Origin of the sequence: Sulfurovum sp. TSL6 (genome assembly GCF_019972115.1) — a bacterium.
GTDB lineage: Bacteria > Campylobacterota > Campylobacteria > Campylobacterales > Sulfurovaceae > Sulfurovum.
Genome location: NZ_BPFJ01000001.1, coordinates 803,283 through 823,613, shown reverse-complemented (window position 1 = coordinate 823,613; position 20,331 = coordinate 803,283). Strand labels below are relative to the sequence as shown.

14 protein-coding genes are annotated in these 20,331 nt (G+C 39.5%); 13 read left to right on the top strand and 1 reads right to left on the bottom strand.

Annotated features, from left to right (window positions below):
• On the bottom strand, positions 1–1,635 hold the full coding sequence (gene pgm / locus LDM93_RS04020; protein ID WP_223890786.1) for a phosphoglucomutase (alpha-D-glucose-1,6-bisphosphate-dependent): 1,635 nt from the start codon (positions 1,633–1,635) through the stop codon (positions 1–3).
• A gap of 453 nt (positions 1,636–2,088) precedes the next feature.
• Here pgm and glgP point away from each other — a divergent pair, with 453 nt between their 5' ends.
• The 13 genes from glgP (at position 2,089) to galU (ending at position 20,300) form a co-directional block, all read left to right on the top strand.
• The gene (glgP, locus tag LDM93_RS04015) at positions 2,089–3,750 is read left to right on the top strand and encodes an alpha-glucan family phosphorylase (RefSeq protein ID WP_223890785.1); all 1,662 of its coding nucleotides are present in this window, start codon (positions 2,089–2,091) and stop codon (positions 3,748–3,750) included.
• 391 nt (positions 3,751–4,141) lie between these two features.
• Entirely contained in the window at positions 4,142–7,339 is a 3,198-nt protein-coding gene (locus tag LDM93_RS04010; protein ID WP_223890784.1) for a glycoside hydrolase family 15 protein, read from the top strand.
• A gap of 17 nt (positions 7,340–7,356) precedes the next feature.
• Positions 7,357–8,340 carry a glucokinase gene (glk, locus tag LDM93_RS04005; RefSeq protein ID WP_223890783.1) on the top strand — a complete coding sequence of 328 codons (984 nt, stop codon included), beginning with the start codon at positions 7,357–7,359 and terminating at the stop codon, positions 8,338–8,340.
• 179 nt (positions 8,341–8,519) lie between these two features.
• Positions 8,520–9,983: a glucose-6-phosphate dehydrogenase gene (zwf, locus tag LDM93_RS04000; protein WP_223890781.1), complete on the top strand. Its 1,464-nt coding sequence runs from the start codon at positions 8,520–8,522 to the stop codon at positions 9,981–9,983.
• Entirely contained in the window at positions 9,973–10,671 is a 699-nt protein-coding gene (gene pgl, locus LDM93_RS03995) for a 6-phosphogluconolactonase (protein WP_223890780.1), read from the top strand. Before zwf ends, pgl begins: the two co-directional genes overlap by 11 nt.
• Positions 10,668–12,497 (top strand): phosphogluconate dehydratase, encoded by a 1,830-nt coding sequence (edd, locus tag LDM93_RS03990; RefSeq protein ID WP_223890779.1) that lies wholly within the window; start codon positions 10,668–10,670, stop codon positions 12,495–12,497. Before pgl ends, edd begins: the two co-directional genes overlap by 4 nt.
• Positions 12,494–13,126 carry a bifunctional 4-hydroxy-2-oxoglutarate aldolase/2-dehydro-3-deoxy-phosphogluconate aldolase gene (gene eda / locus LDM93_RS03985; RefSeq protein WP_223890778.1) on the top strand — a complete coding sequence of 211 codons (633 nt, stop codon included), beginning with the start codon at positions 12,494–12,496 and terminating at the stop codon, positions 13,124–13,126. The genes edd and eda overlap by 4 nt, the downstream gene beginning before the upstream one ends.
• A gap of 1 nt (position 13,127) precedes the next feature.
• On the top strand, positions 13,128–14,348 hold the full coding sequence (locus LDM93_RS03980; protein WP_374706123.1) for a glucose-6-phosphate isomerase: 1,221 nt from the start codon (positions 13,128–13,130) through the stop codon (positions 14,346–14,348).
• A 208-nt stretch (positions 14,349–14,556) separates the two neighbouring features.
• Entirely contained in the window at positions 14,557–15,351 is a 795-nt protein-coding gene (locus tag LDM93_RS03975; protein ID WP_223890777.1) for a mannosyl-3-phosphoglycerate phosphatase, read from the top strand.
• Positions 15,344–16,498 carry a glycerate kinase gene (locus tag LDM93_RS03970; protein ID WP_223890776.1) on the top strand — a complete coding sequence of 385 codons (1,155 nt, stop codon included), beginning with the start codon at positions 15,344–15,346 and terminating at the stop codon, positions 16,496–16,498. The genes LDM93_RS03975 and LDM93_RS03970 overlap by 8 nt, the downstream gene beginning before the upstream one ends.
• Positions 16,499–16,508: 10 nt before the next feature.
• Positions 16,509–17,738 carry a glycosyl transferase gene (locus LDM93_RS03965; protein ID WP_223890775.1) on the top strand — a complete coding sequence of 410 codons (1,230 nt, stop codon included), beginning with the start codon at positions 16,509–16,511 and terminating at the stop codon, positions 17,736–17,738.
• Positions 17,732–19,474 (top strand): sugar phosphorylase, encoded by a 1,743-nt coding sequence (locus LDM93_RS03960; protein ID WP_223890774.1) that lies wholly within the window; start codon positions 17,732–17,734, stop codon positions 19,472–19,474. Before LDM93_RS03965 ends, LDM93_RS03960 begins: the two co-directional genes overlap by 7 nt.
• Positions 19,467–20,300: a UTP--glucose-1-phosphate uridylyltransferase GalU gene (gene galU, locus LDM93_RS03955; protein ID WP_223890773.1), complete on the top strand. Its 834-nt coding sequence runs from the start codon at positions 19,467–19,469 to the stop codon at positions 20,298–20,300. The genes LDM93_RS03960 and galU overlap by 8 nt, the downstream gene beginning before the upstream one ends.
• The last annotated feature ends 31 nt before the right edge of the window (positions 20,301–20,331 follow it).

The window sequence follows — 20,331 nt, the reverse complement described above, 5'->3', positions numbered from 1 at the left end:
CTAAAAAAGTTTACTGACCATGGCCTGTGCTTCTTGTTGTATCTGTTTGAGATGTGCTTCATCGATGAAACTCTCGGCATAGATCTTATAGATCGGCTCCGTTCCTGATGGTCGGAGTGCAAACCATCCGTTCTTTGCGACCACTTTAAGACCGCCTATGGCAGCTCCATTACCCGGGGCATTGGTCAATATAGCTTCAATAGGTTCACCGCCAAGTTCTTTTTCTTTCACATCATCAGGGGAGAGATTTTTCAGAATACTTCTCTGCTGCTCATCCGCAGGTGCATCGATACGGGCGTAGATAGGAGCTCCGAATTTTTCCGTTAACTCTTGATAATGCACACCAGGGTCTTTCCCTGTCACTGCCAATATTTCAGCGGCCAGAAGTGTCAGGATAATGCCGTCTTTATCGGTACTCCAAACCGAACCGTCTTTACGCAAAAAGCTTGCACCGGCACTCTCTTCTCCTCCGAAGAAGATACTCCCGTTGATAAGACCATCAACGAACCATTTAAAGCCGACGGGCACTTCGATCACTTTTTTATCTAGGTCATTTGCTACACGGTCTATCATAGAGCTGCTTACGAGTGTTTTTCCTATACCCAGGTCACTGTTCCACTCAGGACGGTTTTGTGCCAGATAGTTGATGGCTACACTGAGGTAATGATTGGGATTCATAAGTCCGACACTTTTCGTGACAATGCCATGACGGTCAAAATCTGTATCGTTTCCAAAAGCAATGTCATACTTTTCTTTGAGCTCTATCAGTCCGGCCATTGCATAAGGGGAAGAACAATCCATACGGATCTTACCATCCTTGTCACAGTGCATAAAAGAGAATGTAGCATCCAGTGTATCGTGGAAGATCTCCATATTGAGTCCGTAACGTGCTTTGATGGCAGCATAGTATGCCATACCCGAACCGCCCATAGCATCTGCACCGATGAGAATACCCGATGCAGCAATAGCTTTCATATCTATCACATTTTCAAGATCATCTACATAAGGCGTTACATAGTCGTATTGGGTAATATTTTTTGCCTTTAATGACTCTTCTATGGGTATTTTTTTGACATCTTGCAGGTTATTTTCCAAAATTTCATTGGCACGTGCTTCTATCCAATCCGTTACATCGGTATCTGCAGGTCCGCCATGCGGCGGATTGTATTTAAACCCTCCATCTGTCGGCGGGTTATGTGAAGGGGTGATCACGATACCGTCACACAGCGGTCCGCCTTTTGCATTGTGTGTCAAAATCGCATGTGATATGACAGGTGTCGGTGTATAGCCGAAATCTTCGGCGATATAAAGATCGACCTCATTGGCTGCCAAGACTTCAATGGCAGTGAGCTGTGCCGGATATGAGAGTGCATGGGTATCCATACCCATAAAGAGTCTCCCCTCTATACCTTCTTTTTTACGGTAGTCACAGACGGCTTGTGTTACAGCAAGGATATGCATCTCGTTAAAGCTTTTACGCAGTGAAGAACCACGGTGCCCAGAGGTTCCGAAGCTGATACACTGGGCTCTGTCTTTTGTATCGGGAATCTTAGTATAGTAATCACTGATGAGTTCAGGAACATTTACAAGAATTGATTTCGGTGCCAGTTTTCCAGCATATGCATGAAGACTCATTGTTTACCTTTAAGAAGAATTAATTATGTTATTTTAGCGTTTTTTAAATAGATTAAATATTAGGTATTGGATTAAAAATGAAACAATTATGTAATCATTTTTATACTATATCTTAAATATAATAATGTAAGAATATAAAGGGATCCTATGATCTGAATGAGCTCGACTTTGGTTCTGCACTAGTGAGTACAAAGGAGAGACAATTATCTCAAATGCATCTTGTGCTACGAAAACGGGTGCAGCCAAGGATGTCGCTATTTAAAAGGTAAACTTATTTCAAGTAACTTTATAGGCTCGACCTACAGTTCGACTTACGTACCCAGATATGACCAGTGTAGTTGTTGGCGCTACGGTTAAAGTACTTGCATGGTATGATAATGAATGGGGATACAGTTTTCGCCTTGTTGATAGGTGTGTGTTTGTGGGTAATAATTAATTTTAGGAAAAAATAGAATGAAAAATTTGGTGCATTATGAAATTGACAGCCAATATGCAACAAAAGTAGCTTATTTCTCAATGGAATTTGCGATAGATCAATCGCTTAAAATTTATTCTGGCGGATTGGGATTTTTGGCAGGATCTCATATGCGTAGTGCATACGATCTTGAACAGCATATGGTTGGTGTGGGTATACTTTGGAGTTATGGGTATTATGACCAGGATCGGCATAAAGATCGCACTTTAGATTTGAAATATACCCGTAAATACTATTCTTTTCTTGAAGATCCTGAAGTTAGAGTAACCGTAAACGTCAATGGTCAACCTGTCCAAGTGAAGGTACTGGTCATGCCTAGCAGGGTGTTCGGTTCTGCACCGCTTGTTTTACTCACAACAGATATTCCTGAAAATGATTTTCTTTCCCGTACTATCACACATAAACTTTATGATCCAAATGAAGAAACACGTATAGCACAGGAAGTTGTTTTGGGTATTGGTGGTGTGAAAGCACTCGAATCACTCAATCAAAAGGTCGATATATACCATATGAATGAGGGGCATGCATTACCGTTGGTATTTGAGTTGTTAAATACATATAAAACGTTTGAAGCGGTACGTGAACATGTGGTATTTACGACACATACTCCCGAAAAGGCAGGAAATGAAGAACACAATGTCTATCTTTTAGCCCAAATGGGATTTTTTAACGGATATTCTCTAAAAGAGATCCAAAATGAACTTCATTATTATGATGAAAAATTTTGTTTAACAATTGGTGCATTGAAAACATCTAAACGTGCCAATGCTGTATCTAAGATACATGAAAAAGTAGCAAACAAAATGTGGAAAAATGTTGATGGACGATGTGAGATAATTGGGATTACCAATGCACAAAATCGTAGATTTTGGGTTGATAAACCATTATTAAGAGCGCTGGAAGAGCATGAAGACTATGGAATTATTGCACGTAAAAAACACCTTAAAAAAATTCTTTTTGAAGAGGTAGCCAATCAAACAGGAAAAGTGTTTTCTGCTGATACCATAACCATAGTTTGGGCACGTCGTTTTGTTGAATACAAACGTCCAGAATTACTCATTTATGATTTTGAACGTTTTCATAAGCTAATGCATAACACAACATATCCTGTACAGATTATATGGGCAGGAAAACCTTATCCTAATGATGCGGGTGCTATCAATATGTTTAATGAACTTATTGAGTTGAGCCATGGCTATAAAAATATGGCTGTGCTGACTGGTTATGAGTTAAACCTTTCTAAAATGCTTAAGCAAGGAAGTGATATATGGCTTAATACACCACGTGTAACACGTGAAGCTAGTGGTACAAGTGGTATGTCCGCAAGTATGAATGCTTCGATTCATTTTTCTATCAATGACGGATGGCATCCAGAATTTGCCAAAGACGGGGTAAATGCATTTTCTATAGCCACAGCAGATGCTTCTTTACCTATCCATGACCAAGATCATTATGATCATAAAGCGATGATGGATAAACTTGAAAACGTTATTTTACCCTTGTATTATAATGACATGAAGGAATGGGTAAAAATGATGAAATATGCTATGAATGATGTAGTGCGAGAATTTAATTCAACTCGTATGGCACACCAATACTATAAGTGGATGTATGATGATGAGGGGCAGGTTGAGAAGTAGAGTATGTAATCATTATATGACTACAATCATATTTAACTGATAAAAATATATTATAAAGGATCAAACTCCTATTATAGATTTGCCGCAGACAGTGCAAGAGATTCGTCTATTTGTAGCTAATTTACTTTGCTTGCATCAGACAGCAGTATCATTGTTTTTTAAAGCTCGTCACCTTCTTCCAATAACTAGAGAATGGAGCGGTTATTTGGATGCTATAAAAAAATATCAAAGAAAATGACAATATAAGAAATCTCTCTATCTACTGATTAAAATTGAAACAATAATATTATACTTTTTTCCAAAATTGGATTATAATTAACTTAAGTAATAAAAATGTACTATAGCTATATAAGCTGTACTCATGAATAGTATGCTGCAAAAGGTGAGATATATGAATCAAGATACACTTCAGGCTACACTTGATCGACATTTTCTGGTTGTTGACAAGATCATCCTCTCACGGCAAGATCCTATCACCGGTTTGTTGCCTGCAAGTACAGCGGTAAATGCCCATGGGGATTATACCGATGCCTGGGTAAGAGATAATGTCTACAGCATTTTGAGTGTCTGGGGACTTGCAATTGCCTATAGAAAATTTGATGCTGACCATCATCGTAGTTATCTTTTGAGCCAGAGTGTGGTTAAATTGATGAGGGGACTGCTCACTGCTATGATGAGACAGTCGGACAGAATCGAAGTATTTAAAAAAACACATAATCCTACAGATGCTCTGCATGCGAAGTATGGTACAAATACAGGTTTAGCCGTGGTAGGAGATGACGAATGGGGGCATTTGCAACTGGATGCAAGCTCTCTTTTTCTCTTGATGATCGCGCAAATGATTGCTTCTGGACTGCGTATTATCTATACGATGGATGAAGTTGATTTTGTACAAAATATGGTGCACTATATCAGCCATACTTACTGTACCCCTGATTATGGTATCTGGGAGCGCGGAAATAAGATCAATCATGGAAATACAGAAGTCAATGGTAGTTCTGTAGGTATGGCAAAAGCAGCACTTGAAGCCTTGGACGGCTTTAATCTTTTTGCTGATCTGCCAAACCATGAAGCTGTGATCCATGTGGTTCCTAGTGATATCGCCCGTTCTCGCTTCACGTTGCAGGGACTGTTACCCAGAGAATCCAATTCTAAAGAGACTGATGCCGCATTGCTGAGTATTATAGGCTATCCCGCCTATGCGGTTGAAGATACGAAACTGGTCAAACGTACACGTGATAAGATCATCAAAAAACTTGCAGGAAATTACGGATGTAAACGTTTTTTACTCGATGGTCATCAAAGCAGTATTGAAGATGCGAGCCGCCTGCACTATGAACCCTCAGAGTTGCGTGAATTTGAACATATTGAATCAGAATGGCCTCTTTTTTTCACCTATTTACTACTGGATGCATTGATACGTAATGAGAAAGAAGAGATCAAGCATTGGAAGCAAAAACTGCAACCGCTTTTTGTTGAACAGGATGGGAAGAAGCTTTTACCTGAACTCTATATTGTTCCCAAAGAAAGTATAGAGGCAGAAAAAGAAGATCCTGGAAGTCAAATACGTGTTGCCAATGAAAATATACCTTTGGTATGGGCACAAAGTCTTTATATGCTCTCCGATATGATGCTTGATGGTCTTTTGGAATCGGAAGATATAGATCCCTTAGAGCGTCACAAACGTATAGGACACAGTTTCGGTACCAAACCTTTGGTTCCGGTGATCGCTGAAAATGAATCGGTTAAAGAAAAATTGGCTGATCTTGGTTTTGAAAGTGAAACCATCGAAGAGATCAAGCCTGTACGGATCTTACATGCTGATCAACTCTCTATGCTTCATACGTTTTTGGGTCAAAATGAAAAACTTTCTTTAAGCGGTAGGGAATGGATAGTTGCAAGAACAATGACGACTGCAAGGGTTCACTTCTATGGAGGTGAAGAGATAGTCTTTCTTCCTTATTATTTTAATCCGCATGGATTTTATTTCTCAGCGGATAATCAATTGTTAGTAGAACATTTTCGGGCATCATTAAAGTTCCTTGCTATGCAGTGGGATGCAAGAGGTAATCCTATCATACCGTTCTTTGTTCGTGAATCGATGTTTTCTGATAGTGAACGTGAGGCACTGGTTGAACTATTGGAGGATATACAAAAAGAGCAGAGTGGCGATGTGACTATTCAGACAGGCCCATTGGAAAAATTATTGGGTCTAGCGTGTATGGAACGTATGCAAGATATTCACGGGTTTACCTTGCAAGCTTCAGACATTGTGTCAAATAATAATAGATTGGGTATCTGTTTGAAGGAAACTGAAATCCATACATTTTTGAGTCCAGAGGAAATACAGTCTCTTAGTGATCAGGATGACTCTGGATTGATAGAGATACTTTTGGGTAAAAAAAATCGTTTATATAAGACCTATGCACTTGAAGAGATGTGGCAACGCAAGGGTGCAGATTTTGTATTTTCCGTGGAACATGAAAATGTGACATTGTCACAGTTTGCCCAAAATCTTTATGAATTAGCTACCGTGTGTCATGAGTGGAATCTGGTACGGCGTATCGCTGATTTTACAGAAAAATATGATGATCGTATTGAAGATGTATTGCTTGATATAGTGATACGGCAAAAGCGCCTTGCAGTAGGACGGTCATACAGTGGAAAAGCGACATTTTCAAAACCGTATGAAAGTAGTGATATCGTTAAAACGATCATGGAATATTGTGGTAATAATACAGCAGAAAGTGTCTTGACACAGGAGATCATTTTACATCTTGGATATATGATCAGAAATGAACCTGAACTTTTTGAAAATATGCTAACGATTCGTACTTGGTACTTTATTCAGTTACTTGTAGGACAGATAAGCAGGGAGGAGAACCTGCATATGGCCGATGCTTATGAAAGGTTGCTTAGTTTAGCTCCTCACGCAATTTATGACCGTTTGCACAGGGTATTAAAATCATTTAAAAGAGAAGTCTCGCTGTTTCTCGTGCATGAAAATTTACATGCTTCGGGTACACCTTCTTTTGAATCAATTAAACAAGGTCCGACAGTTACGGAGTTTGGCAAAGTCACTGACTGGTCGCAATGGAGATATGAGAGGGGTATGATAGGTCCGTTTTCTTCTGTTTTCTATAAGGATATATGGTATTTATTACGGCAATGCAGCGGCTTGGTGATCGGAGATAAATACAATGTTCAAAACAGGATAGGTTCAGAACTTACATTGGAATCAACTGCAGGTGAACGAAGCTTTGCCTTGAAGATCGATGCACTTTTACAAAGTATCGATGCCCCTGATTACCGCCAGTTGAATATTGAACTGATCGAAAGCCTGGTAAGACTATTTAGAGAAAACCCCGACCTGCATCTTGAAGATGACCTCATTATGGATGTACTCATAGGACATGCAGTACGCATATCTTGGGAAAAGGAGAGTGCTTCAAAGCATTATAATGAGCACCGTTCAGAAGCTTGGAAAGCGTTTTATACACGTTCACCTGTAGAAACAGACAAAGCATTTTTAGAGGCCTTTATGTTTTTGTTATCACCACAGGATGCTTTGCATGATCTTACAGTATAGAAGAATAGGGAGTTAGTATGATAATGGCAGGAGATATAGGCGGTACAAAAACGAATCTTGCACTTTTTAAATATAAAGAAAACAGATTGAGTGTACATGCACAACATCATTTTCCCAGTAGAGAATTTTCCACGCTCGATGAGGTGATCACATTATTTAAGGAAAAGACTTCCATGCCACATATAGATGCAGCTTGTTTTGGTATCGCCGGTCCGGTAATTGAAGGGCGTTGCCGTACGACTAATTTACCCTGGGATATTACGACATCAGGCTTGCAGGAACATCTGGGCATTCAAAAGGTACGGCTCCTGAATGATCTGGAAGCAACCGCTTATGGTATGTTGTATCTTCCTGACGATGAATTTGTAGATCTCAACCCTAAAGCTCGGCTCATGGGTGGAAATCGAGCGGTGATCGCTGCAGGTACAGGACTTGGAGAAGCGATGTTGTATTATGACGGTACCGCATATCATCCTATCGGTTCTGAAGGTGGGCATAGTGATTTTGCACCTTTGACACCGCAGCAGGATGCACTGTTGCAGTGGATGCGTAATCGGTATCCGGGACATGTGAGTTTTGAAAGAATACTCTCAGGCCCGGGTATCTATACACTGTATGAATATTTAGTGGAAAGTGGTTTTTCAGCAGAGCCGAGCTCGATGTTAAATATACCCGAAGGAAAAGACCGTAGTGCCATGGTGAGTGAATGTGCTTTAAAAGAACACAATCCGCTCTGCATGGAAGCACTTAGACTTTTTGCAGAGATATATGGTGCTGAGGCGGGAAATCTTGCCTTAAAAACAATGTCATTGGGTGGCGTATATATTGGTGGTGGTATTGCTCCTAAAATCTTACCTGTACTTGCCAATAACCATTTTATGAATGGATTTTTAAGTAAAGGCCGTTTTAATGAAATGTTGCAGGCAATGCAGGTGAAAATCTCTTTAAACTCTGAAACTGCATTACTGGGCGCTGCGCATTTTGCATTCGATAGACTTTAAGGATATTTTGGTTTTAAAATACAGATTGCATAAAATATAGGCATAGTAATGATTACTTATGATCCATATTGGGTTATAATCATTGATAGATAATAAAGTGTTATAATAAAATATGAGTTGATAACTAGAATTTGATAGAACGATGATTTTACGATAAGCGTGAAAGGAAGGTAGATCAAATGGATACAATGGAAAGTTTATGTGATATTACCATTTTTGGCGGACATGGTGACCTAGCATTCAGGAAGTTGATGCCTGCACTGTATCATTTGAGCAATAGCGGATATCTGGATGAGAAAAGTCGTATTATCACAGCGACCAGAGTACCTATGAGTAATGATGAACATTGTGATCTGGTGAAGTCCAAACTGAAAGAATTTTTATCAGATGATGCTTTTGAAGAGGAGAAATTTGAGTATTTTAGAGCACAACTTCATGTAGTGACCATTGAGTTTGATATAGTGGAGAGCTATACAGGACTTAAAACGTTATTGGATGCGTATCCAGAAAGAGAAAGAGTGAACTATCTTTCTACAGCACCTGACTTTTTTGGTACGATCTGTATGTCTATGAGCAAGTTAGAGCTTGTCACACCACAAAGCAGGGTAGTGCTTGAAAAACCTATAGGAAGAGATCTTGAATCATCACGTGTGATCAATGTCGAAGTACTGAAGTATTTTGAAGAATCACAGATCTACCGTATCGACCATTATCTGGGTAAAGATACCGTACAAAATATCATGGCGCTACGTTTTTCAAACAGATTTTTTATGCCATTGTGGAATTCAAACCATATTGACCATATACAGATCACTGTAGCCGAAAGTGTCGGTGTTGAAGGACGTTGGGGATATTACGATGATTATGGTGCGATGCGTGATATGGTGCAAAATCACCTCATGCAGTTGCTTTGTCTTGTAGCGATGGAGCCGCCTTGCTCACTTGATGCTGACAGTGTACGTGATGAGAAGGTGAAAGTACTCCGTTCTCTTCGTAGAATGTCACCTGCGGATATTGAACAGAAAACAGTACGTGCGCAGTACACGAAGGGTTCTAGTGACGGCATGCCTGTACCGGGTTATCGTGAGGGTGACGGTATGGAAGAAAGTACTACAGAAACTTTTGCTGCACTTCGTGTAGATATCGACAATTGGCGTTGGAATGGGGTACCTTTTTACCTTAGAAGCGGTAAACGTATGGGACGTCGAAATTCTGAGATCGTGATACATTTTAAAGGTATACCACACTCTATTTTTGCCAATCAAGGTAAATGTATCTCAGAAAATAAACTGGTCATTGCACTGCAGCCCAAAGAGAGTATCCATCTGCAGCTGATGAATAAAATTCCGGGTCTCAGTGAACAGATGATGTTAAAACCTGTAGAACTTGAGCTCAATACACCTTTAAATGTTGCACATAAGCCAGATGCCTATGAGCGCTTGCTTTTAGATGTGATTCGTGCAAATCCGACACTTTTTATGCGTTTGGATGAAGTGGAAGCAGCATGGAAATGGGCAGATGTGATCTTGGAAAGCTGGGCAGCAGATATGGTTCCGATGAAAAGTTACAGTGCGGGAACGGATGGACCAAGTGCTGCAGTGCAATTAATCGCTAGAGATGGCAGGAGTTGGCATGATGAGTAGATCTGTACATGCTTTTAATGAACAAAAAGCACTTATAGAGGCATTAAGTCAAAGTATACTGGCAAATCTTCAAAAAGCCATTGAGGAAAAGGGAAAAGCTTCTCTACTTGTTTCAGGGGGAAGTACACCTAAACCTTTATTTGAAAAACTTAGAAAAGAAGTTTTGGATTGGGATAAAGTAACTGTAGGTCTTTGTGATGAACGATGGGTTGATGTTTCCAAAGAAGAGAGCAATGAACATTTTGTCAAAAAATATCTGCTTCAAGAAGAGGCTGCAAAGGCTCACTTTGTAGGGATGTATTGTGAAGATACAGATATCTATACTGCACAAAAACTATGTTCAAAAAAGATGAAAGAGAAGCTTTTCCCTTTTGATGTACTCATCTTGGGTATGGGAACTGATGCCCATACGGCGTCTCTTTTCCCGGAGAATATTAAACTAGAAGAGGCTTTTGATCTTAAAAATCAAAACTTTTGTATCGCTATAGAACCGACAACAGCACCTTATACAAGGATGAGTTTAACCCGTTGGGCCATTTTAGGTGCCAAACATATTTATATCCATTTTGAAGGTGATGAGAAGATTGCTGTGTATGAAGAAGCGATTGCCGGAGAAGATATGTATATGATGCCTATACGCAGTGTATTAAATCAAGACATTAAAGAGATAGAGGTATTTTACAGATGAATGAAGTTATTCAAAAAGTGACAGACAGAATTCGTGAACGTTCTTTAGAGAGTAGAACCATTTACCTGGACCGAATTGCTTTAGCAAAAGGACATGGCGTCAACCGTAATAAACTGGGATGCAGTAATTTAGCACATGCTATGGCACCTATGGAAGAGGGTGAAAAAAAATCGCTTGCTGGATTAGAAAGTCCTAATATTGCTATTATCACAGCCTATAACGATATGCTCTCTGCACATGAGCCGTATAAACTCTATCCTCCATTGATAAAACGTACCTTGATGGATCTGGGTGCTACTGCACAGGTTGCAGGTGGGGTCCCTGCAATGTGTGATGGTGTCACCCAATCACAGCCTGGTATGGAGTTGAGTCTTTTCAGTCGTGATAATATTGCCATGGGAACTGCTATAGGTCTTTCTCATAATGTCTATGATGGTGCACTTTATCTTGGTGTGTGTGATAAGATCGTTCCGGGACTTGTGATCGGTGCTTTGGCCTTTGGACATCTTCCTGGAGTCTTCGTTCCTGCAGGCCCTATGCCTTCAGGTATCAGTAATGCACAAAAAGCAAAAGTACGTCAAGATTTTGCCCAAGGCAAGGTGAGTGAAGATGCGCTGCTCAAAGTCGAATCTGCTTCGTATCACAGTAGCGGTACCTGTACATTCTATGGTACGGCAAACTCCAATCAAATGTTGCTTGAGATGATGGGATTGCAACTTCCAAACAGCTCTTTTATCAATACCAATACGCCTTTGCGAGAAGCATTGACTGCACATGCTGCAAAAACGATCTTAACGATGACAGAGTTAAGGGGAAGCTACAAACCTATAGCTGATATCATTGATGAAAAAAGTTTTGTCAATGCTATCGTAGGGTTGATGGCAACAGGTGGTTCTACGAATCATACCATTCATCTTATCGCTATGGCAAGAGCGGCGGGAATACTACTTAATTGGGATGACTTTGATGAGATATCAAAGGTGACCCCTCTGCTCTGTAAAATGTATCCAAACGGGCAGGCGGATGTGAATCATTTTAGAGACGCAGGAGGGATGAGTGTTGTCATTTCACAACTACTTGATGCAGGACTTGTGCATAATGATGTCGAAACAATTGTAGGCAGAGGGCTGGATGCCTATATTGTTGAACCTCACATGAGTGAGAGTATTTTGACCTTTGAATCCGGTCCTCAGGTTTCACGTAACAAAGAGGTGATTTCGAGCAAAGAAACACCTTTCAGTGAAGAGGGAGGGCTTAAACTCCTCAATGGAAATCTTGGACGCAGTGTTATCAAGACCTCTGCATTGAAGCCCGAACAGTTTTTCATTGAAGCACCGGCGATCGTTTTTGAATCTCAGGAAGCTTTACAGGATGCATTTCATCAAGGTGAATTGGAAAAAGACTTTATTGCTGTAGTGCGTTATCAGGGTCCAAAGGCCAATGGAATGCCGGAGTTACACGGACTGATGCCGCCGCTTGGTGCACTTCAAGACAAGGGGTATAAAGTTGCCATTATCACCGATGGACGTATGTCCGGTGCCTCGGGCAAAGTGCCTTCTGCCATTCACTTTTCTCCAGAAGCCCTTGATGGAGGACTTCTGGCCAAGGTTAAAAGCGGGGATATGATCCGTTTTGATGCAAAAAAAGGGGAGATCATGCTTTTGGTTGAGGATGCAGAGTTAAAGGCACGTACCATTGACAGACCAGACCTTAGTGCCAATACCCATGGGTTTGGTAGAGAGCTTTTTGTCTCTGTCCGTCAGAGTGTCGGTATGGCAGAAGAGGGTGCAAGTCTATTTGATATCTCTGGTAAGGAGCGGGCATGACGGCTGAAGCAGTAATGAAACTTTCACCTATCGTTCCAGTCATAGCACTGGAGAATGAAGAAGATGCACTCCCTCTTGCAAAAGCATTGTTGGAGGGCGGCATTAACATTATGGAGATCACACTGCGTACCCAGGCAGGTCTGAAGGCTATAGAGATCATTTCAAAGGCTTTGCCACAGATGCATGTCGGTGCGGGAACCGTACTCAATAGAAGTGATTTTAAAAATGCAGTGGCTCATGGCGCAGCGTTTGTCTTTAGCCCAGGTATCAGCGAAGCATTGATGCAGACTTCAAAAGAATTAAATATTGCATTGATTCCTGGCGTGGCAACGGCTTCAGAAGTGATGCTTGCGAAAAATAACGGTTTTGAACATTGTAAACTTTTTCCTGCAACACTTGCAGGAGGAATTGAGATTCTGAAGGCATTTTTCGGACCTTTTCCCAGCATGAGATTTTGCCCTACAGGAGGCATTAATCTTGACAATATCAATGGTTTCCTTTCACTTGAAAATGTGCTCTGTGCAGGAGGAAGCTGGATCGTCCCTAAACATGCGATGAAAGAGAAAAATTTTAAAGAGATCACAAAGCTTTGCACAGAAGCCACACAGGTCATAAAAGGAAAAAAATAAGATGATAAAAAACAAACTTTATTTTAGTTCGATCAGTAAAAGAGCAGAAGAAAAGGCATTTGAAGCCATTGTTGAAGAACAAAAGTCTATAGGATATTATGCTTTGCCAGATCAGGATATTGGTCCGATACTTGAGTATTGCAGTACGATTCCTGAAACCATAGAAACGATTGCGGTGATCGGGATAGGAGGAAGTTCTTTGGGGGCCAAGGCAGTTTATGAATTCATGAAACCGGTCAAAGACTTATCTAGAAAACTCTATTTCTTTGAAAGTACCGACCCTATCAATATTACTGAACTCCTTTCCAAACTTGATGTCAATAAGACACATTTTTTGGTCATCTCAAAATCAGGGAGCACAGTAGAAACATTTTCTATCTATAAATACATTTATTCTTTACAAAACGATCCCTCTTTCTATACTTTTATTACTGACCCTGGTTCGCCACTTGAAAAATATGCCAAAGAGATAGACGCTTCTGTACTCTACCTTCCTGATAATGTAGGCGGTAGGTTCTCAGTCCTTTCAACGGTAGGTTTGGTCCCTTTGGCACTGTGCGGTATTGATATCAGAGACCTGTTAACGGGTGCACAATTGATCAAAGAGAGATTCTTTAACAAAGGATATGTGCAAGATATGTTGCTTGAAAAAGCTGTCTATTATGCTAAAAACCATGCACAGTACAGTATTAACTGTATCTTTGCCTATTCAGAAACACTGAAATACTTTTGTCAATGGTATGTGCAACTCTGGGGTGAGAGTTTAGGAAAACATCAGCGTCACAGTGCCTTTCATGTAGGGCTTACTCCTATCGGACTTATCGGGCCTGAAGACCAACACTCTTTTTTACAACTGATCATGGAAGGTACCAGAGATAAATCGGTGACCTTTATAAAGATAGAAGATTTTCATGACAATACCACGATACCTGATATTACACTGCCTCATTTGGAAATGCTTGACAGTTTAAATAATCTTCCTTTTTCAAAACTGATCAATATGCAATGTGATTCTGTGATCGAAGCACTGTTGGATCAAAACAATATCCCTTTAGATACGATCACTATTCAAAGTGTGACAGAATCAAATATCGGTTCTCTTATATTCTATTATGAATTACTCACATCTTTGGTGGGAGAATTGATAGATGTCAATACTTATGATCAACCAGGAGTAGAGGCAGGAAAAATTATTTTGAAGAGTAAATTGCAGGAACTATGATTTTATAGTGATAAGTACAATCAGCAGGTAGGTATGCATAGAACACTGCCTCTACTCTTTAGTATTTAAACGTATGTAAGACAGTAAAACTACAGTGCTGCCCATTGGTTAATAAATAATAATGTTAGATAATAAATTATTTATTAATTGTATAGATATTATACAATAATTCATGAATGATATTTCACTAATATGTTATAGTATGTGTATGAAACGTATAATATTCACTGATCTAGATGGTACTTTTTTAAATCACCATGATTACTCCTTTGAAGAATCTTTTGAGGCACTGCAAAAAATCAAAGAGGCAGGGATTCCTCTTATTTTCACTACGAGTAAAACGAAAGCGGAAGTTGAATATTTGCAAGAAAAGGTCGGTATCTCGGAACCTTTTATTGTTGAAAATGGTGCAGCACTCTTTATACCTGATGGGTATCAAGGACTTGATCTGTCATTTCTTGGAAATTATGATGATAAGAAAGTTATGGTCTTTGGTGAATCTTATACGAAAGTTCTGGAATTTTATAGACGCTATAAAGATGAATTCAGTATGCTTGGAATGAGTGATATGTCTGATGATGAAATTATACATTTAACGGGCTTGAGCCAAAGAGATGTTATCCTTGCAAAACATCGTGATTTTACGGAACCATTTATACTTAAGAATGAGACAAAATTAGACGCATTAAAAAAGTTGGCTCACTCTTATGCGTTAAAAATCACCCAAGGCGGACGATTCTATCACTTAATGCGTGAATCCCAGGATAAAGGAATTGCCGTGATCAAGACGATAGAACTTTTTGAAGCATTATATCATGAGAATATCCGTTCCATTGCCTTAGGTGACAGCCAAAATGATACTGAAATGCTGGAGCATGTTGACATACCTATTTTGATTCAAAAATATGATGGAAGCTATCTTGAAACCAATGTGACCCATATACAAAAATCAAGTTATCAAGGCAGTAAAGGCTGGAATGAAATGGTATTGAAAAATGTCTAATAAAAAAATATTAGCACAGATCTATCACCAAGCCCTCCAGGCGGTAAAAGCCGAGACGATCATTCGTAACAATATCACTTTGGATGAAAAAAATCTCACCATTTGCAACACGGCTTACCCTTTGAAAAAGTTGAATAAACTATACCTTTTTTCCGTGGGGAAAGCTGGATTAGGTATGGCAAAGGCTGTAGAAAAGATTTTAGGACCTCTGATCCAAGGAGGGGTTGCTATTTCACATCAAGAGGGTGAATGTAGCTTTATTGAACACCATACTTCAACACATCCTTTAGTTTCACAAAAGAGTATTGACGCTGCAGAAAAACTGATCGAAGCTATGCAAACCATGGGTGAAGATGACTTTTTCATCTTCTGTCTTTCAGGTGGGGCTTCAGCCATGATCGAAAAACCTATTGATGGCATCACTTTAGAGAATTTTCAAAAAATATCCTCCGCATTGCTAGGTTCGGGTATAGATATTCAAACAATGAACAGTGTACGAAAAGCTATCTCTCAGATCAAAGGTGGAAAACTGGCGAACCATACAAAGGCCAAAGGGGTGGTTTTGGTATTGAGTGATGTGATCGGTGATGATCTACAGACTATCGGTTCTGCTCCAATGATGAACGGTAAAATACCTCACCATATTATCGGAAACAATACGATTGCTTTAAAAGAGGCAAAAAAGTATATCAAAGGCAAAGTTGAGAGGGTAAAAATAGTAACGAATACACTCAACGGACCTTCTAAAGAGGCTGCGAAATATCTAATTAAAAAAATAAAAGAGTATGACAAAAGATATGACTCTTTTTGTCTGCTTTTTGGCGGAGAGACGACCACAGAAGTCAAAGGTACGGGTAAAGGAGGTCGCAACCAGGAGTTGGCTCTAAGACTGCTGGAAGATGCATTGGTTTCGGACAAGATCTCTATTTTAATTGCAGGGAGTGATGGTATCGATGGAAATTCGCCTGCAACAGGCGCCTTTTTAGAATCAAATATTTACAAAAAAATGAAAATAAAAGGCTTAAAACCAAAAACATATTTAAAAAACAGTGACAGTTATACTTTTTTTAAAGCACTAAATTCCGATTTTACCATAGGTTCTACAGGAACGAATGTGATGGATTTTATGATCATCTTAAAAAAATAAAGGAGAAGCAATGGCAGATTTTTTTCAAAACGGATTAATCACAACACTACAAAATCTCTCAAATAGAACACTTGATGAGATGGAGGTTGAGTTAGAAAAGTTCTCAAAAAGACACAATATGGTGCTGCTTCTGCCTGCACTTTACTCAGAATTTGAAACACCGGCTATGCAACAGATCCTTAAAGAACTGAAAGGGATAAAATATCTTTATAAGATCATTTTGGGCTTAGACAGAGCAACGGAAGAGGAGTTTGAAAAGGTTAAAGAGATCATGTCCACACTCGATGTGAGGGTAGAAGTACTTTGGAATGATGGGCCTAATGTTCAAAAACTCTACCAAGAGTTTAGTGATCTAGGATTTAACAGTATTAAGATTAAAGGAAAAGGTCGAAATGTATGGACGATGCTGGGCTATGCCCTTGCAGATAAAAATGCCTTTGCATTTGCCCTGCATGATTGCGACATTGTAAACTACAGTCGTGAAGTTCCTGCTCGGCTTTTTTACCCGATCATTCACCCGGCACTGGATTTTGAATTTAACAAAGGCTACTACTCACGTGTGACAGACAAGCTGCATGGACGTGTCACAAGGCTCTTTTACACTCCGCTGATCAAAGCACTTAAAAGTACCTATGGAGAGAGTGCCTATTTAAACTATATGGACAGTTTCAGGTATGCACTTTCAGGAGAATTTGCCTTTACCCGTACACTTGCGCGGGGGATTCGTATTTCACCTACCTGGGGCTTAGAGGTATCAACGCTGAGTGAAGTCTATGATAAAACTTCTGTGCGACGTATTTGTCAAACAGAGATCATGGAGAGTTATGAGCATAAACACCAAGAACTCTTAGGAGAAAACCCTGCCCAGGAGCTTGAAGGTGGAGTAGCAAAGATGGCCATTGATATTGCACAAACTATTTTCAGGGTCATGACACAGAGTGGGGTGACATTTTCTAAAGAGTCACTGACCACACTGCGAAGCTCATTTTTTCATGAGAGTCGAAGAGCCATTTCCCGCTATGATGCAGTAGCTAAATTTAATGCTTTGAATTTTGATAGAAAAAAAGAGATAGATGCCGTTGAAACTTTTGATAATGCACTCAAAGAGGCGTGTGAAAGTTTTCTTGCAGATCCACTGGGGGTTCCTTCCCTTTCAGCATGGACAAGTATACGTTCTGTATTGCCAGAGATATCAGATCTATTTAAAGAAGCTGTCAATAAGGATAATGGCTCATGTTAGAAAGAGATAGTAAAGAAAGATTGGACCTTATTAAATATTATCTTGAAAGTATCTACAGCAAAGAGGATGCCTCTTTGGCATATGATGCCGTATGTGCAATGATCAAGGAGTATCAGGAAAAGGTTGAAAGCAAACCCTATGTGATGACTGAAAAAGATGTGATACTGATTACCTACGGTGACCAGATCTTTCATGAAGGAGAAACGGCATTAGCTACGCTTAAGAGATTTTTAAATGAGTATGCCCAAGACTGCATTAACAGTGTACATATTTTGCCATTTTACCCTTATTCGAGTGATGATGGTTTTTCCATTGTAGATTATAAAGGCGTCTGCCCTTTAAAAGGTTCATGGAAAGATATTAAAGCACTGAATCAAAATCACCGTCTTATGTTTGATGGTGTCATTAACCACATGAGTCAACTGAGCCATTGGTTTGAAAAGTATTTGGCCAATGATCCTGAATATTATAACTTTTTCACCGAACTTGATCCTTCGCTCGATCTATCGGCTGTAGTACGACCACGGACGACCCCCTTACTCACTGAGTTCAATGATGATGAAGGAAGTATCCGTCATATTTGGACAACATTCAGTGCTGATCAAGTGGATTTAAATTATGCGAACTATAAGGTCTTGCTCAAAGTGTTGGATGTACTGCTTTTTTATATAGAAAAAGGTGCATCGCTTGTAAGACTTGATGCAATTGCCTTTATCTGGAAAGAGATAGGCACAAACTGTGTGCATCTGCCACAGACCCATGAACTGATACAACTTATGCGTGAGGTGATCCATGCTGTGGCTCCTGAGATCATTATCATTACTGAGACCAATGTGCCACATGATGAAAATATCTCCTATTTTGGTAATGGGACTGACGAAGCACATATGGTTTATAACTTTGCCCTTCCGCCACTCTTGGCATTTTCTGTTTTATCGGGAGACACCACTAAATTGACAGCATGGGCTAAGAGCTTAACTCTTCCGAGTGACAGGGTCTGTTTCTTTAATTTTACAGCCAGTCATGATGGTATCGGAGTACGGGCAGTGAGTAATATTCTTGATAAGGATGAGTTGAACTTCTTAGTGAACTCTTGCAACGCACATGGTGGTTTAGTCTCATATCGAAGTGTGGGTGAGGAGGAGAAATCTCCTTATGAGTTAAACTGTAGCTATATAGATATTTTAACCCACCCTGATGAGGATGATACATTGCGACTTAAACGTATGATACTTTCCCAAGCTGTTGTATTAGCCATGCCTGGGGTTCCAGGTATCTATTTTCACTCACTTGTCGGATCTCGAAATTATCATGAAGCAGTGAGAAAAACGAGACGAAATCGAGCCATCAATCGTGAAAGATTAAATTTTGACAACATCATAGAGGAGCTGAGTGAAGAAGGAAGTCTACGTAATAATTTGTTAAAACGTTATAAACAACTCATTTCGATACGTATTCATGAACCTTGTTTTGACCCTTTTGCCAAGTTTGAATTTTTATCACTGGGTAAAGAGGTTTTTGCTATAAAACATTATGGTAAAGAGAGTAATGAATTTCTTATCGCTCTACACAATTTCCAAAAAACAGAAATTGAAGTGGATTTGTCACCCTATAAAGAAGATGTATTTATGGATATTATTTCACATCGACAGATAAAAGAAGGAATATTTATCATGCAACCCTATGAGATATTGTGGTTAAAACCATTAAAAGAAGGAGAAAAGAAAAATGATTAAAAAATGTTTATTCCCAGCTGCTGGATATGGCACACGCTTTTTGCCCGCAACCAAAGCAACACCAAAAGAGATGCTTCCCATCTTGACCAAACCTCTGATACAGTATGGGGTAGAAGAAGCCAGTGATGCTGGCATGGATGTTATGGCGATCATTACTGGACGTGGTAAAAGGGCTTTGGTAGAACATTTTGATATCTCTTATGAGCTAGAGCATCAAATTAAAGGAAGTTCCAAAGAAGCATTACTGAAGAGTACGCGAGAGATGATGGATAAATGTACCTTTACATTTACCAGACAAACAGAGATGTTGGGACTCGGTCATGCCATTTTAAAAGGTGAGCCTTTGATCGGTAATGAGCCTTTTGGTGTGATTCTGGCAGATGATCTTTGTGTGAATGAAGAGGGGGATAATGTTTTAGCCCAGTTGGTAAAGATCTATGACAAATATAAATGTTGTGTAGTTGCCATTCAAGAAGTGCCTAAAGAAGAGACCTACAAATATGGAGTGATCGAAGGAAAAGAGATCCAAGATGATGTTTTTATGATATCAGATATGGTAGAAAAACCAGACCCTGAAGATGCACCTTCGAATCTAGCGATTATAGGACGATACATTCTTACCCCTGATATTTTTAGAACCATAGAAGAAACCAAACCTGGTAAAAATGGAGAACTACAAATTACTGATGCTTTGATGAATCATGCCAAAAAAGGTATGGTTTTAGCCTATAAGTTTAAAGGGAAACGCTTTGACTGTGGAAGTGTTGATGGTTTTGTTGAAGCAACAAACTATTTTTATGATAAGATGAAAAAAGAATCAGAGTAAACATTTTTAGTGTAGAGAAATGTAAGAATGC

Coding starts and splice junctions, on each gene's coding strand:
- pgm (WP_223890786.1), bottom strand. CDS start 1,635: ATGAGTCTTCATGCATATGCTGGAAAACTGGCACCGAAATCAATTCTT.
- glgP (WP_223890785.1), top strand. CDS start 2,089: ATGAAAAATTTGGTGCATTATGAAATTGACAGCCAATATGCAACAAAA.
- LDM93_RS04010 (WP_223890784.1), top strand. CDS start 4,142: ATGAATCAAGATACACTTCAGGCTACACTTGATCGACATTTTCTGGTT.
- glk (WP_223890783.1), top strand. CDS start 7,357: ATGATAATGGCAGGAGATATAGGCGGTACAAAAACGAATCTTGCACTT.
- zwf (WP_223890781.1), top strand. CDS start 8,520: ATGGATACAATGGAAAGTTTATGTGATATTACCATTTTTGGCGGACAT.
- pgl (WP_223890780.1), top strand. CDS start 9,973: ATGATGAGTAGATCTGTACATGCTTTTAATGAACAAAAAGCACTTATA.
- edd (WP_223890779.1), top strand. CDS start 10,668: ATGAATGAAGTTATTCAAAAAGTGACAGACAGAATTCGTGAACGTTCT.
- eda (WP_223890778.1), top strand. CDS start 12,494: ATGACGGCTGAAGCAGTAATGAAACTTTCACCTATCGTTCCAGTCATA.
- LDM93_RS03980 (WP_374706123.1), top strand. CDS start 13,128: ATGATAAAAAACAAACTTTATTTTAGTTCGATCAGTAAAAGAGCAGAA.
- LDM93_RS03975 (WP_223890777.1), top strand. CDS start 14,557: ATGAAACGTATAATATTCACTGATCTAGATGGTACTTTTTTAAATCAC.
- LDM93_RS03970 (WP_223890776.1), top strand. CDS start 15,344: ATGTCTAATAAAAAAATATTAGCACAGATCTATCACCAAGCCCTCCAG.
- LDM93_RS03965 (WP_223890775.1), top strand. CDS start 16,509: ATGGCAGATTTTTTTCAAAACGGATTAATCACAACACTACAAAATCTC.
- LDM93_RS03960 (WP_223890774.1), top strand. CDS start 17,732: ATGTTAGAAAGAGATAGTAAAGAAAGATTGGACCTTATTAAATATTAT.
- galU (WP_223890773.1), top strand. CDS start 19,467: ATGATTAAAAAATGTTTATTCCCAGCTGCTGGATATGGCACACGCTTT.